At 35.0% G+C, this 14,755-nt stretch carries 14 protein-coding genes and 1 pseudogene; 4 read left to right on the forward strand and 11 right to left on the reverse strand.

Annotated features, from left to right (window positions below):
- Positions 1-194 precede the first annotated feature (194 nt).
- Complete coding sequence (cspA, locus tag ACK1U5_RS12860) at positions 195-398, reverse strand: RNA chaperone/antiterminator CspA (RefSeq protein ID WP_000301518.1); 204 nt, start codon at positions 396-398, stop codon at positions 195-197.
- A gap of 283 nt (positions 399-681) precedes the next feature.
- Between cspA and ACK1U5_RS12865 the strand changes: the two genes are divergently transcribed.
- Entirely contained in the window at positions 682-1,176 is a 495-nt protein-coding gene (locus tag ACK1U5_RS12865; protein WP_000182390.1) for a DUF6584 family protein, read from the forward strand.
- Positions 1,177-1,195: 19 nt separating this feature from the next.
- On the forward strand, positions 1,196-1,987 hold the full coding sequence (locus ACK1U5_RS12870) for a phosphotransferase (RefSeq protein ID WP_000073794.1): 792 nt from the start codon (positions 1,196-1,198) through the stop codon (positions 1,985-1,987).
- 109 nt (positions 1,988-2,096) lie between these two features.
- Here the strand turns inward: ACK1U5_RS12870 and aceA are convergent, their stop codons facing one another.
- From aceA to ACK1U5_RS12920, 10 genes and pseudogenes are all read right to left on the reverse strand, one after another.
- Positions 2,097-3,374 carry an isocitrate lyase gene (gene aceA, locus ACK1U5_RS12875; RefSeq protein WP_000787346.1) on the reverse strand — a complete coding sequence of 426 codons (1,278 nt, stop codon included), beginning with the start codon at positions 3,372-3,374 and terminating at the stop codon, positions 2,097-2,099.
- Between the two features lie 23 nt (positions 3,375-3,397).
- On the reverse strand, positions 3,398-4,987 hold the full coding sequence (gene aceB, locus ACK1U5_RS12880; RefSeq protein ID WP_069605195.1) for a malate synthase A: 1,590 nt from the start codon (positions 4,985-4,987) through the stop codon (positions 3,398-3,400).
- Positions 4,988-5,206: 219 nt separating this feature from the next.
- Positions 5,207-5,974, reverse strand: coding sequence for an S-layer homology domain-containing protein (locus ACK1U5_RS12885; RefSeq protein ID WP_113710744.1), 768 nt, complete (start codon positions 5,972-5,974; stop codon positions 5,207-5,209).
- A gap of 138 nt (positions 5,975-6,112) precedes the next feature.
- Complete coding sequence (locus ACK1U5_RS12890) at positions 6,113-6,769, reverse strand: S-layer homology domain-containing protein (protein WP_000727094.1); 657 nt, start codon at positions 6,767-6,769, stop codon at positions 6,113-6,115.
- A 420-nt stretch (positions 6,770-7,189) separates the two neighbouring features.
- Positions 7,190-8,143 carry a methyl-accepting chemotaxis protein gene (locus ACK1U5_RS12895; RefSeq protein WP_409194079.1) on the reverse strand — a complete coding sequence of 318 codons (954 nt, stop codon included), beginning with the start codon at positions 8,141-8,143 and terminating at the stop codon, positions 7,190-7,192.
- Positions 8,138-8,917: pseudogene (locus ACK1U5_RS12900) on the reverse strand (MCP four helix bundle domain-containing protein); the annotation flags it as partial. The pseudogene ACK1U5_RS12900 and the gene ACK1U5_RS12895, both read right to left, overlap by 6 nt.
- 136 nt (positions 8,918-9,053) lie before the next feature.
- On the reverse strand, positions 9,054-10,322 hold the full coding sequence (locus ACK1U5_RS12905; protein ID WP_000755728.1) for a M48 family metallopeptidase: 1,269 nt from the start codon (positions 10,320-10,322) through the stop codon (positions 9,054-9,056).
- 238 nt (positions 10,323-10,560) lie between these two features.
- Positions 10,561-10,860 (reverse strand): DUF2101 family protein, encoded by a 300-nt coding sequence (locus ACK1U5_RS12910; RefSeq protein ID WP_001006050.1) that lies wholly within the window; start codon positions 10,858-10,860, stop codon positions 10,561-10,563.
- A gap of 31 nt (positions 10,861-10,891) precedes the next feature.
- Positions 10,892-11,248, reverse strand: a complete 357-nt coding sequence (locus tag ACK1U5_RS12915; protein WP_030023820.1) for a hypothetical protein — start codon at positions 11,246-11,248, stop codon at positions 10,892-10,894.
- Position 11,249: 1 nt separating this feature from the next.
- Entirely contained in the window at positions 11,250-12,098 is an 849-nt protein-coding gene (locus ACK1U5_RS12920; RefSeq protein ID WP_001067986.1) for a CPBP family intramembrane glutamic endopeptidase, read from the reverse strand.
- Positions 12,099-12,238: 140 nt separating this feature from the next.
- On the opposite strand from ACK1U5_RS12920, the gene ACK1U5_RS12925 reads away from it, so the two are divergent.
- Together ACK1U5_RS12925 and ACK1U5_RS12930 are read left to right on the forward strand one after the other, a co-directional pair.
- The gene (locus tag ACK1U5_RS12925) at positions 12,239-12,943 is read left to right on the forward strand and encodes a response regulator transcription factor (RefSeq protein ID WP_000283864.1); all 705 of its coding nucleotides are present in this window, start codon (positions 12,239-12,241) and stop codon (positions 12,941-12,943) included.
- A 9-nt stretch (positions 12,944-12,952) separates the two neighbouring features.
- Complete coding sequence (locus ACK1U5_RS12930; protein WP_001010439.1) at positions 12,953-14,695, forward strand: sensor histidine kinase; 1,743 nt, start codon at positions 12,953-12,955, stop codon at positions 14,693-14,695.
- Positions 14,696-14,755: the final 60 nt, after the last annotated feature.

Raw genomic sequence — 14,755 nt, forward strand, 5'->3', positions numbered from 1 at the left:
TTTACTATCATACGCAGCAAATGCTCTTGCTGAACTAATTCTTCTACAGAAACTAATACGCATTCCAGATAATTTTTTACCAGTTGTAACATCGAAAAAGAGATTTAGATATAAAAACAGGCTCTAAAAAAACTTTCTCCACAACAAAAAAAGGATGGCATTAGCCATCCTTTTTTCCATCATCAACTATAAAATTATAGTTTGATTACGTTTTTAGCTTGAGGTCCACGGTTACCGTCTTCGATTTCGAAGCTAACTTTTTGACCTTCTTCTAAAGATTTGAAACCGTCAGTTTCGATTGCTGAGAAGTGTACGAATACGTCGTTTTCGCCTGGAACTTCGATGAAACCGAAACCTTTTTCGTTGTTAAACCATTTTACTTGTCCTGTTACTGCCATAATTATTTCCTCCTAAGAAAATACAAATTTTAAATTTTTTAGTCTTCCTGTCTAAAAAAAGAATCCACACATTATCAAATACGAAACATAAACTAGTTCTCACATACTTTTTCTCGTTCGTTTTCAGCACTTGATAACATATGGATTGCTTAATTTAACTATTCAACTGACATCATCATAGCACATTAAAATAAAATGTACAATCTTTTTCGAAAATAGAATTTCTAATTTTTAGTATTTCTTATAAAATATACTTATCTCTATTCTAAATAAGGAGGAGTTTATGACCAATAAAATTCCTAGAAAAACATTAAAAAGAATTGAAGAGGATATTGAAAATAATAATCTTGGAAAAGCAAGAGATAGATTGCATGGCCTCATCTTTACATACCCAAATGAATTACATCTTCGAAAACAACTCGGAGATATTTATTATAAATTACAATATCCAGAAATGGCTGGACGTTACTGGTATCTAGAAGAGCATAAAACAGATATTATGCATGAATCATGTTTATTATTTGAAAAATCAATGGGAAATAGTCCTCATCATATTGCACGTGCTTTAAAGTTTAAAGGCGATTCTAACCATATAAAAGGTTTGTATAAAGATCAACCTTTATCTTTAGTGCAGAAGAAAGTAGCAGAGGAGTTAATTTATGAGTATAAAGAAACATGGAAAGATAAGCTAGTTCCTTTTGGCTGTCTAGCATTGCTTGCTTCCCTTCTCTTTTCTGCCGTTGTTGGTCTATTCACTATTTGGAATTGGATTTTTTAATCACAGGGGGAATTTTCACATGTCAAACTACGCTAAAGAAGAAAGGCTAACAGGGGGAAACGTCTCAAGCGTATATCGTTCTGAAAATACTGTTCGGCGAGAGTTAAAGCCAGGCAGTGAAAAGATTCATAAGCTATTGCAACATTTAGAAAACAAAGGATTTCATTATGCTCCAAAGTTTTTAGGTGTAGATGAAAAGGATAGAGAGATTTTATCCTTTATTGAAGGAGAAGCTGGCAATTATCCTTTAAAAGAATATATGCGATCTAATGATGTATTAAAAGAAATAGCAAAGATGCTCCGCCTTTACCATGATGCTGTAAGTGATTTTCCGTTATTAGATGATTGGAAACCGATGGATCATACTCCAAATAACATTGAGGTTTTATGTCACAATGATTTTGCCATATATAACATTATTTTTAATAATGAGAAGCCAGTAGGGATTATTGATTTCGATGTTGCTGCTCCTGGTCCAAGACTATGGGATATCGCTTATACACTCTATACTTGTGTGCCTTTAAGTAGAGTGTATTATACTGAATCCGGTGAAGCCGTTCATTATGACTCATCGCAACATGCAGATCGTATTAAAGAGAGAGTGAATTTGTTCGTTCAGTCCTATGATAAAAATATGGATGAAGATTACTTAGGAATGGTGTTGCTTCGATTAGAAGGGTTATGTACATATATGAAACGAAAAGCTCAAGAAGGCGACTTGAATTTCCAAAGAATGATCGATGAAGGACATCTAGAGCATTATGAGAAAGATATGAAGTTTATTCGTGATCATAGGGCTGAGTGGAGTTGATTTAGTAATAAAGAAAAGTTAGTATCGTTTTTTGCCGACAACTCAATCTCTCTTTTCGAATCGTTTAGAAAATAACAAGGGGCACCTTTCAAAAAGGTGCCCCTTCCTTTTATTTCGTAAACTGTGCTTCTTCCGTAGATCCTTTTAACGCTGTCGTTGATGAAGTTCCGCCTGTAATCACTTGTGCCACTTCATCAAAGTAGCCTGTTCCTACTTCGCGTTGATGACGTGTTGCAGAGTAGCCATGTTTTTCAGCTGCGAATTCTGCTTGTTGTAGTTCAGAGTATGCTGCCATGCCGCGCTCTTTATAGCCACGTGCTAGTTCAAACATACCGTAATTTAATGAATGGAATCCAGCAAGTGTTACGAATTGGAACTTGTAACCGTAAGATGCGATTTCCTTTTGGAAGCTTGCAATTGTTTTTTCATCTAGTTTTTGTTTCCAGTTGAATGAAGGTGAGCAGTTATATGCAAGTAGCTTCCCTGGATGCTCCTTATGAATTGCGTCCGCAAATCGTTTTGCATCTTCTAAATTTGGTTCTGACGTTTCACACCAAACGAGGTCTGCGTACGGTGCATACGCTAAACCGCGCGCAATTGCTTGATCAAGACCTGCATTCGTACGGTAAAACCCTTCTGGTGTTCTTTCTCCTGTAATAAATGCTTTATCAACAGGATCAATATCGCTCGTAATTAAATCAGCTGCATCCGCATCTGTTCTTGCAACGATAATTGTCGGCACTCCCATTACATCTGCTGCAAGGCGTGCAGAAATTAAATTGCGTACTGCTGTTTGCGTTGGTAGTAGTACTTTTCCGCCTAAATGGCCACATTTTTTCTCTGAAGATAATTGATCTTCAAAATGCACACCTGATGCACCTGCTTCAATCATACCTTTCATCAGTTCGAATACATTTAATTGCCCACCAAATCCAGCTTCTGCATCTGCTACAATCGGTACGAAATAGTCTGTATCATCGCTTCCTTCCATATGCTGAATTTGATCCGCACGTTGAAGCGTTTGATTAATTCGTTTTACTACAGCAGGTACGCTGTTCGCTGGATATAAACTTTGGTCTGGATACATATGCCCAGAAAGGTTTGCATCAGCTGCTACTTGCCAACCACTTAAGTAAATCGCTTTTAACCCAGCTTTTACTTGTTGCATCGCTTGGTTTCCTGTTAATGCGCCAAGTGCGTTAATATAGTCTTCTGTATGAAGCGATGTCCAAAGCTTCTCAGCACCACGACGCGCTAACGTATGTTCAATATCAATTGACCCGCGCAGGCGAATTACATCTTCTGCCGAATATGGACGTGTGATCCCTTTCCAACGCTCATCTAATTCCCAGCTTTCTTGTAACTTCTCGATTCTTTCGTTTTTCATTTGTTCCATCCCCTTTTCATTTTTTATAAAATTTCATAACCCGGTAATGTTAAAAATGGTACGAATTCATCATTTCGAACGAGATTTGTAAACAACGTTGTCGCCTCTTGGAATCTCCCTTTCTTAAAGGCTTCCTTACCAATCTCTCTTTCTATTTTTGCTAATTCTTCTTCTTTTAATTCTTCCATTAATTCAAGCGTAATATTACGACCATCATTTAGTTTTCCACCTTCATGACGAATCCATTGCCATACTTGTGCTCTTGAAATTTCAGCTGTTGCCGCATCTTCCATTAAGTTATAAATGGGTGCTGCTCCCCGTCCGCTTAACCAAGATGCAATATATTGAATACCTACGCTAATATTCATGCGAAGGCCCTCTTCTGTAATCGTTCCCACTGGTACCTCTAGTAAATCGCTTTCTGTTACACATATTTCTTCACGTTTTCTAAAAATTTGATTTGGTGTTTTCATAATGTGATTAAACACTTCCATTGCAACCGGTACAAGTCCAGGGTGGGCAACCCAAGTCCCGTCATGACCGTCTAAAGCTTCGCGTTCCTTATCAGCACGCACTTTTTCAAAAGCTGCTTCATTTGCTTCTGGATTATTTTTAATCGGAATTTGTGCCGCCATTCCTCCAATTGCTGGTGCATTACGGCGGTGACATGTTTGAATTACTTTCAAAGAATACGAACGCATAAATGGCGCCGTCATCGTGACTTGTGCTCTATCTGGTAGTAAGAATTTATTATGATTACGGAAACTCTTTAAAAAGCTAAAAATATAATCCCATCTTCCGCAGTTTAAGCCAGCAGAATGATCTTTTAGCTCATACAAAATTTCATCCATTTCAAACGAAGCGTGAATCGTTTCCAGTAACACAGTTGCTTTAATCGTTCCATTTGGAATGCCGATATATTTTTGAGCAAATACGAATACATCATTCCATAATCTCGCTTCTAAATAACTTTCCATTTTCGGTAAGTAAAAGTATGGGCCGCTCCCTTTTGCTAAAAGAGCTTTCGTATTATGGAAAAAGTACAAGCCGAAGTCTACTAAGCTACCCGACATATTTTTCCCATCAACTTGCATATGCTTTTCCTCTAAATGCCATCCTCTTGGACGTACAATGAGTACAGCTGTTTTCTCATTTAATCTATATTCTTTCCCTTTATCATTTTCATGTGAAATCGTTCCCTTTACTGCATCTCGTAAATTGATTTGACCTTCCACTGCATTTTCCCAAGTTGGTGAATTCGAATCTTCAAAATCCGCCATAAAAAGATGCGCTCCTGAATTTAAAGCGTTAATGACCATCTTTCTATCTACCGGTCCAGTAATCTCTACACGGCGATCCTCTAAGTCTTTTGGCAGCTTGGCAATTGTCCAATCCGCTTCACGTATGTGTTTTGTTTCTTCTAGAAACTTCGGAAACTCCCCTGCATCAATTCTCTTTTGTTTTTCTACACGTTTTTGTAAAAGTTCTATGCGGCGCTCATTAAAATTCTCATGTAGTTCCTTCAAAAAACTAAGCACCTCAGGTGTCAATATTTCGCTGTACGCTGGTAACATTTCTCCAACGAGTGTAACCCGTGAAGTTTGCGTCGACATATTAGCATCCCCTTCTTAAACTGTTTTATAACAGATTTGATTTCATGTTTTATATTATATAACAAATCTTCAGAAAAGGAAGTTTTTTTTGAAAATTCATTTCGCTTTTTTTCAAAACGCCATTCTTTCGCGCTTTATTTCATACAAAAAAGGCCGCTGTTATACAACAACGACCTTTTTGTATTATTTTTGAATTTCACTTTGACTAGTTAAACTTTATTACTGCCCTTGTTCCATATCATGCAATATTGCTCTATGTAAAAACTGTGCGTATTGTTCTCTCGTTACCTTCATAGACGGACCGAATTTACCTTCTCCGATTCCCAGTGTAATACCATTTGTTTGTACTGCACTAATTGCATTCGTTGCCCATGAATTTGCTGAAACATCATTAAAGTTATGAGATCCCTTTGCCTGTAGGTCAAAAGCATTCGTAAGAACTTGTGCCATTTCCGCACGCGTTAACGTCGCCTTCGGTCTAAAGTTTCCATTCTCGTCTCCCTGGAAAATTCCGATTTCCGTTAGAGCCAATATCTCCTCGATAAAGCTTGTTGAATTTTCATCGATATCTCCATATGGGTTTTCATATTCATCTTGTTCTTCCATATCAAACACACGGTAAATTAAAGCTGCAACTTGCTCACGTGTTACATTATCCCCAAAACCGAATATTCCATCGCCATATCCCAAAATAATTTCTTGTTCCGCTAATTCATGAATTGCCTCATATGCCCAATGTCCTTTTGGTACATCTTTAAATACAATTGTATTTGCTTTTTGCAACGGTGCACTTTCCGCTTTTACACTATTACTCTCTGCTGAGAATAACACCCCACCCATAATTGTTAATGCTGTAGCTGTTTTTAATAATTTTTTGCTCATCAAATTATCTCCCCAATATGTATATGTTTTTTTAAAAATATACAGAATAAATGGTATAGTGACAATATATTTTCCGACACATTTCGTGACGGTTTTGTGAATCATATTACACATCATGTCTTTTTCATCGGGTTGATTATAAAGCTTGTTTATAACCATAAAAATACATAAATACGAATAATAATTCTTTTTTAAACAAACAAAAAAGCACAAATTTTTCTATTTGTGCTTTCATATTTCACTCTACTTCCAATCCTCTTTCAAATGATAATTAATAATCGCATTATTAATAAACTGAGCATATTGTTCTCTAGGTACAGGGCGATTTAATTCATACATGCCATTCCCAGTTCCTCTCACAACATTATTAGATTGTAACGCACTAATTGCATCTTCTGCCCAGTGACCTTTTGGAATATCTTTAAATGTATGTTTTTGTTTCGTTTCAAAATTAAATGCTCGTTTTAAAATGACAGCCATTTCCGCTCTAGAGATTGGTGCTTTCGGCCTAAAATCCCCTTGGCCATCCCCTGTAAAAACACCACGTTTTGTTAACGCTAAAATTTCCTTTTTAAAAGTGGTTGTACTATCAGAAACATCTTTATATGGATTCGCTACTGGCCCTTCTTCTTTTATCTCAAGTGTTCTGTAAATAGTCCCAGCTACTTGTTCACGTGTTATAAGATCGCCAACACCATACTTCCCGTTTCCATACCCTAATATAATTTTATGATACGCTAAATCCATAATAGCATCATATGCCCAAAATCCGTATGGAACATCTTCAAACACAATCATTTGTGGATACTCTTCCGCTTTTACAGGTGTCACATTCGCCCCTGCAAATATACCTCCTGCCATTGTCGCAATCATCATTACACCCAATATTTTTTTCTTCATTATCCTCTCTCCCTATTTCATTCAAATAAAATGAACTTCATTGTTTCAGGAGTACTATTTTTTTTGTGAATGTAAGATAAAATGCAAATCTTCTAGAAGAAATATTCCCACTACCTTTCTGCTTTATACCCCCTTCTTTCTTTTTCAAAAAGGAAGTTGTCACATCTAAGGTGTTATATACTAAAACATTCTACAATCTCTTTATAAACTCCTTTTCACTTTATAACTTCCCTTTATTGGCACCTAAAGGAGATGCCTAATGGAGATTACTATATTCATGGTTTATATTTCAGAGGTAGCATTTTTCGCTGAATTTTGAGGTGGGGGTCTTACTGCCCAGCAAATAACGAGATAAAAAAATCATCCTTTTTTCTTAAAAGAGGATGATTTTTTTATATTTATTAACACTCAAATATGCTACTACTTTTGAAGAGTAAATTGGGCAACTATTTGTTTTAATTTTCCTGCTGCGTTATGCATATGTTCAATTGAAACCGAAATCTCTTGAACAGATTTTTCTTGCTGTTGAATAGACTCTTTTACCCTATCAGTTCGGTCAGATGATCTTTGGGAAATTTGAGCCATGTCTTCTGCAGAAGCCGAGATTTCCTCACTACTCGCTGCAATTTCATCTGTAGACATAGATACCGTTTGAATTTGCTCAGATACTTGCTGTACTTTTTCTGTAATTGTTCCAAATACTTTTTCTGTATGCATTACTACTTGTGTACCTGCCTGTACCTCATTATCTACTTTCCCCATCATATGTACCGTATGGTTCGTTGTTCCCATAACTTGAGTAATAAGATTCTCAATTTGTTTTGCAGAATCACTAGATTGTTCTGCTAATTTCCGCACTTCATCTGCCACAATTGCAAATCCTCTACCACTTTCACCAGCACGTGCAGCCTCAATTGCGGCGTTTAATGCTAATAAGTTAATCTGGGAGGTAATACCTTGCATAACATCAATGATTTTAACAATTTCTTCTGATTGTTCTTTCATAGTCTCTACTTGTTTCACACCGCTATGTACCGAATTTTGGATTGTATCCATCTGTTGAATCATTTGTTTCATTAATTTGTTACCACTCTCTGCATCTAATGCTGATTGAGCAGATAATTCATTTACAGAGGATGATGTATTGACTATACTCTGCATTCCTTGCGTCAACTCTTCCATCGCACCCGCAGTTTGTTCCATTGCTTGCATTTGACTCTCTGCACCATTTGCAACTTCTTCAATATCCATAGTGATTTTCTTCGCTGCACTACTAGATACTTCTGATGCAGATACTACTCCGTCTGCATGTTGGAATAAAAGCTGAATATTATTCTCTACTTCTTGCATATTTGTTCTTAGCCCTGCAATCATCTCGTTAAAATTACTTACTAATACACCTAATTCATCCTTAGCAGTATAATCACCATGTACGGTTAAATCTCCTTCTTTCGCTCTTTCCATCATACGACTAACCGTTTGTAAAGGAGCAACTATGAGCTTGCTAATAATATAACTTACTATACATATAACGATTGTAGTAACTACTACAAGAATGATAAAGGTAATAACGGAACGATCAATCATTTTTTGAGAATCTTTAAATACTTGGTCAGCTAAATTTGAAACATACGATTCTAGATCCACTGCATAACCAGCTAACTCTATTCCCTTCGGTTTTAATTCCTTCTGAAATTCATTTACCATTTGTGGCTCGTTTGTTGCCTTCGCCTTTTCAAATAATTTTTTATATGTATCTTTATAACTTGGTAAAGATTTCTTCATCTTCTGAAATAGTTCATCCTCTTGCTTACTTAAATTAAAACCATCATCATATTCTTTTAATAAAGAATCATATTTTTTAAGATCCTTTTCAATATTATCAATTATCCCCTCTTTATTTGCCACTTCATTTTGTGATGCCGTAATTAATTCTAGTAAGTTATATTCTAATGAATTTTGTGTACGAAGCATTCCTTCTAATAAAATTGCAGAATATTGATAATCATCTACTACAACCTCTGTATCGTGCTTAATCTTATTAATAGAATTAATTGCTACACTGCTCATAATTACCATACCTAAAACTGCTAATGAAATAAGCGCTAATAATTTATATTTCACTTTTAAATTTTGTAAAAAATACATTTTTCCACCTTTATTCCTTTATATATAGATTTTTAGAATTTTATAGCTTATTATTTACAAAATCGCAATAAAAAGCAATGATAAATATTCCCAATATCAAACTTCTATCCCTATAAAAAAAGAAGTAGCTATCATGCTACTCCTTTTTGCTTTGTTTCTCATATTGTTCAAACGTATGAATTCTTTCAAAAATTGGTGGGTGCGTGTATAAGAAAAATTTTACTAACGCAGGCGGATTTACTTGGCTTAAACTTGTTTTTGATAAATATTGAAAAGTTTTCACACCAGATTTCCCGTCCTTCGTCATATTTAAAGCATATTGATCTGCGGCTCTTTCTTCTATACGTGAAACGTAGTTTGTTGCTGGTTGTGCTGCAAAAGAGAGTATAGAGGAAATTAAGAAAAATAAAGGTAAAATGGAGAAACATGCTACTTTTGAAATTTGCAATGTATCTCCCCATTTGCGAATACACATATTTATAATACGACTAATTAAAAACATACCTATAAACGATAGCAATACATAACTTGCAACGCCAAAATATATATGTTTCATAACATAATGCCCCATTTCATGAGCCATTATAAATAAAATCTCTTTATCTTTTAACTGCTTAAGCGTTGTATCCCACATTACAATACGGGCGTTAGGACCAATTCCTGTTACGTAAGCATTTAATGCATTCGTTTTTTCTGACATGTTTACTTCATATACGTGTTTAGCAGGAATGTCCGCTTTGTCTGCTATCGCTAAAATTTTCGTTTCTAATTCTTTATTTTTCAGCGTCGAGAAGTCGTTATAAAGCGGATCAATAACGACAGGCTGTATGAATGTTAAAAAGATTGTAAATGGAACAGAGAGCGCCCATCCTGCGAGCCACCATCTCTTCGGAAATTTACGGATAAGCCATAATAGAACGGTAACTACGATTAACATAGTCGCATAACTTTCCCAAAAACCGATAACATGATCTTTTATCCAACTTTGTGTACTTTGTGTTGAAATGCCGTAATCAACGGACACTTTCCGGCCAATCCATTGCATCGGTAAGGCAAGCACTGTTGTCAGTAATGATAAATAAAAGAAATAAATCGCAACTTGCAAAACACTTATTTTAGTCGTTTCCTTCGACCATTTCTCAAACTTTCTTGAAATACCTAGCACAAGTACAAATAATAAAATAATCCATTCAAGAGGCGTCGCTAAAAAGTATAGTAAATTTTTCACGCGCGAATAATCTTGGCTTAGCGTAAGCTCTCTCGTACTCATAAACGTTTCTGGATCTGCACTCGTTCCCTTATACATGTCCGGAATAAGTTCATGATTCCATCCAAATAAATACCAATATATAAGTAACGCAAATCCAACGTACAAAAAAAGCGACCAACCGATAACCTTCTTCACGCTATTCCCTCCTCTATGCTGCCTGTCTATTATTATTGTAAGTTCGTACACGCTAAATTAGAACAAGCTTATTATGTGAATTGCTCTGGATCTTTTTATTTACATAAAAAAACTCTTCTACATAAGAAGAGTTTTACCTATCTTTAAACACTTTCTTCGGTTCACAATCCGTAATAAGGATCACACTTACAAACCAACACGCACCCTACTTGCTTTTTAGATAAAATAAAAAGCCTCTTTAAGGAAGTACATCTATTAATAAACTAAAATCTTGTAAAGAGAAAGAACTATATTTCATAATACCCTGTACAGCTAAAAGTAAAACAAGACCGATCACACACATATAGTTAACGCTTTCTTCATTCTTTTTTTCAGTAACCACTCCACCACTTATACATAAAATCCCTAGCAAATGGAGCGCTAAATACATGAAAAAATAAGCTTCCTCCCAGCGCAAAATAACATTCACTGTCGTTATTAACACTAGACTAAGTAAAATCAAATAAAAAAACTTATTTGATGATATCGTTTCATTCATATAATTTTATACATCCCTTTCAAATTTCGAATTAATGATGTTTCAAAGCTATAAAGTAAATGATTGTTTTCATACCATAAAACAAAAGGAAAGCCACCATTACTTTCTCGAATACTTTATGAATCCACATATACTTCTCTTCATTCTTTTTGAAGATGCGCTTCATCATTTCTTCTACAATTAGACCAAATATTAGTAAAACCCCGAACACAATAAGAAGAGAAATAATATTTTCTTTTAAATGAGTACTAGAAAATACGTAATACTCTGGAAACACAATCGTATCTACTACAGGTTGAAGCCAATGACAAACACTTCTATCACACATATCTGTAATAGACGTAGAATCTATAATGTCTTTTAATATTTTTTCAACCGTCTTCTTCATCTTATTTACTCCCGACTACATCTGAAAAGCTCTTTTTCTGCTCTGCATATATAACTGGCACTTCTTTACTCCAATATTTGCGATTAACAAATAAAAAGATAAGTACTAAGTTTAATCCTGTTATAAAAATAATAAGTCCAGGAAAGAATGTCGTATAATTTGAGAAATCGGCAAAACTCATAATTTTTTCTCTACTTATTAGAAAAGACGCACCTATTACAAATGCATTGTTTAACATATGTATTGCAATTGGCATGAGTAAACTTTTCGTACGAATATATACGATTGACAATACGATGCTGAATATGGCTGCACCGAGGAAATCAACATGTAACAACGCAAACAATATTGCTACAACGATGGTCGCTATGCTCGTTCCCCATTTTGTTGCAAAACGTTGAAGTAAAAATCCGCGAAAAACAAATTCCCCGATAATTGGTGCGATGAATACGACCCTAATGACTTGAGATACATATCCCCCAGTACTATCTACAATTGGTTCATGCAGGGCGTTCATAATAAAGTCCGGTGTAATCCATGCAAAACTATACATATACAAAATAAGATACCCGTAACTAAACATGCATAACATAACCGTAATGTATAAAACTTGTACCAAGTTAAATGTTTCATTTTTATTAACAAATAATGAAAATGAAATGTGGTGCTTTCTATACTCATAAGAAATCCATACCATCGGAAGGATATAGAATATAAGGATATTTATAAAAGAAGAATTTTGTATATGAAATATACTTGTTAGCAAATCGCCACTACTTCTCGCTATTAAAATTAATAGTGCAAATACAATTAAAAAATATCTAGCTCGCATCACTTGAAACGGGTTCACACTCATCTCCTCCCCTATGTTACTTTTATCATATCATTTGATTCTTAATTTTTTGCGAAAGAAAACCTTAAAATTTCCTTAAAAATTCCATAAGTTACAAAATGATGATATGATATTCGAGAAAATTAGGAGGGATATTTATGTACCAAGCAAATATTTTACTCGTTGATGATGAAACAGCAATTTTACAATTACTAACTACCATTCTTGAAAAAGAAGGCTTTTCTCATATTACAACTGCAACATCAGCTGAAATAGCTTTATCTCTAACTAAGCAAAACAATTACGATTTAATTATTTTAGATGTAATGCTTCCTGGACAATCTGGTTTTGATATTTGTCCAATCATTCGCCAACAAACAGATTGTCCAATTTTCTTCCTATCAGCAAAAGCATCTGATTTAGATAAAATATCCGGATTTTCATACGGTGCAGATGATTATATTACGAAACCATTTAATCCATTAGAAGTAGTAGCACGTATGAAAGCACAGCTTCGGAGACATATGAAACAAACCGTACCACACGAACAAAAACCACACTCAATTTCATTTGGAAGATTTGAAATTGATCAGCACTCTGCAGAACTAACAGTAGATGGGCACATTGTCGAATGTTCTGCTCAACTCTTTCAACTACTACTCTTCTTTTGCGAGAATCCGAACTACGTATTTTCGAAAGAGGAAATATATGAAAAAGTTTGGGGAGCACCTGCCTATAATGGCGATGACAACACTGTTATGGTCCACATTCGAAAACTACGTGAAAAAATTGAACACGATCCAAGTAAACCAGAATATATAAAAACCGTTCGCGGGCTTGGTTATAAGTTCGTTACAAAGTAGGGTGACGATATGAATTTTAATAAACGACTTATTATTCAATTTATCATGCAACACGTTTTTGTTTTAGTTACATTACTTATCGCTGTAGTTGCTGCTTTTACTTATTTAATTTTTCTTCTTACTAGTACTTTATACGAACCTAACATTCCGGATTCTGATAGTTTTACAATTTCAAGATACATCTCTTCAGAAGATGGGCATATTTCGTTACAATCTGAAGTGCAAGATTTAATAAAGGAGAAAAATGATTGGCTCCAAGTTGTAGATGAAAACGGAAAAATCCTCTACCACTTTAATACACCAAATGATGTTCCGGATGCTTATACGAAGACATCTTTAGTCGCATATATACAGCATCATATCGAAAGCAATTATAAATTTACATATTGGGAAATTGAATTAGAAGAAAAGAAAGCACTTGTTATTTATGGTGGTATGTTAAAAAGCAATGCGTTACTGACAGCAATTCAAAAGGAGCATTCCTCTTTAACGATGGATTCGTTCGCATTAACAGATCAAGAAAAACAGTTACTGTCTAAAGAAAAAGCAACACTTCAAATATTTAATCAAAATGGCGAAGAGGTTTTTTCCTATCCAACTGGAAAGAAAAAAACATTTTCAGCAATACAAATTGCCCTTAATGAAAAAGAACCGTGGAATCATAAAGAAAACACGTCTAGCTTTTACGATGCAAATAGTGGCAACCTTCTCGTTGTAACTGCAAAAAATGAGCACTACTATCCAGATGACGAAATTGAAGATGTATTTACTAAGAAGTTTCTCATCGGATGCGGATTAATCCTTCTTATCGTATTTGTTTATTTAGTCATTCTTTCTATTTGGTACGGTAATAAATTCGGGAAACCGTTATTACATGCGATGCGCTGGCTTAAAAATATCGCTGGTGGAAAGTATGAAGAACCTATTAGTAAAAAAGGAAAACCCGTCAGGTTCCGGCGATCTGGTAAAGAAAAATGGTCATTCCGTTTGTTTAGAGATGTAACAAGTTCACTAGAACACCTTTCTATTACACTCAAAAAAAATGATGCGATGAGGCAAGTCCTCCAGCAAACACGAGAAGAATGGATTACCGGTCTAACACACGACTTAAAAACACCACTTAGCTCTATATATGGCTACGCATTATTACTCGAATCGAATCAATATAACTGGACTGATCGTGATATTCAGCAATTTGGTAGTGTTATGAAAGAGAAATCTCAATATATGACGACATTAATTGATGATTTAAGCTTAACGTATCAATTAAAAAATAACAGCCTTCCTGCCCAACACGTAAACGTTGAAATCAATCAGTTCGTTCAAAAAGTATTATTGCAATTTATTAATAATCCAACACTCCAAAATCAAAATATTGAATTCGTACCGAGCTCAAATAAAATTCAATATTTCATTGAAGAAAAATGGTTTCAGCGTATTATCGAAAACTTACTCGTAAACGCGGTAAAACATAATAATGAAACGACTAATGTCATCGTAAAACTATCACAAAACGCTAATTCCTTTACACTCTCCATTTCAGATGACGGAAAAGGAATGGATGAAAAAACGAAAGAACTTCTATTTGAACGATATTACCGCGGAACAAACACAGAAGAAAGCAACATTGGAACTGGACTTGGCCTAGCCATTACAAAACAGCTCGTTCATGCTCATAACGGAACAATTTCCGTTGATAGTGCACTCGGAAAAGGAACGACGATTATTCTTGTATTTCCGTTTCGTTCGTAGGAAAGACGCTATGTGGCGTCTTTTTTTCTTTTCTGGGAGAGTTTTGCGGTAATTGAAATT

It is taken from the genome of Bacillus sp. XB1, from assembly GCF_053557995.1.

Coding starts and splice junctions, on each gene's coding strand:
- cspA (WP_000301518.1), bottom strand. CDS start 398: ATGGCAGTAACAGGACAAGTAAAATGGTTTAACAACGAAAAAGGTTTC.
- ACK1U5_RS12865 (WP_000182390.1), top strand. CDS start 682: ATGACCAATAAAATTCCTAGAAAAACATTAAAAAGAATTGAAGAGGAT.
- ACK1U5_RS12870 (WP_000073794.1), top strand. CDS start 1,196: ATGTCAAACTACGCTAAAGAAGAAAGGCTAACAGGGGGAAACGTCTCA.
- aceA (WP_000787346.1), bottom strand. CDS start 3,374: ATGAAAAACGAAAGAATCGAGAAGTTACAAGAAAGCTGGGAATTAGAT.
- aceB (WP_069605195.1), bottom strand. CDS start 4,987: ATGTCGACGCAAACTTCACGGGTTACACTCGTTGGAGAAATGTTACCA.
- ACK1U5_RS12885 (WP_113710744.1), bottom strand. CDS start 5,974: ATGATTCACAAAACCGTCACGAAATGTGTCGGAAAATATATTGTCACT.
- ACK1U5_RS12890 (WP_000727094.1), bottom strand. CDS start 6,769: ATGAAGAAAAAAATATTGGGTGTAATGATGATTGCGACAATGGCAGGA.
- ACK1U5_RS12895 (WP_409194079.1), bottom strand. CDS start 8,143: ATGATTGCAGGGCTAAGAACAAATATGCAAGAAGTAGAGAATAATATT.
- ACK1U5_RS12910 (WP_001006050.1), bottom strand. CDS start 10,860: ATGAATGAAACGATATCATCAAATAAGTTTTTTTATTTGATTTTACTT.
- ACK1U5_RS12915 (WP_030023820.1), bottom strand. CDS start 11,248: ATGAAGAAGACGGTTGAAAAAATATTAAAAGACATTATAGATTCTACG.
- ACK1U5_RS12925 (WP_000283864.1), top strand. CDS start 12,239: ATGTACCAAGCAAATATTTTACTCGTTGATGATGAAACAGCAATTTTA.
- ACK1U5_RS12930 (WP_001010439.1), top strand. CDS start 12,953: ATGAATTTTAATAAACGACTTATTATTCAATTTATCATGCAACACGTT.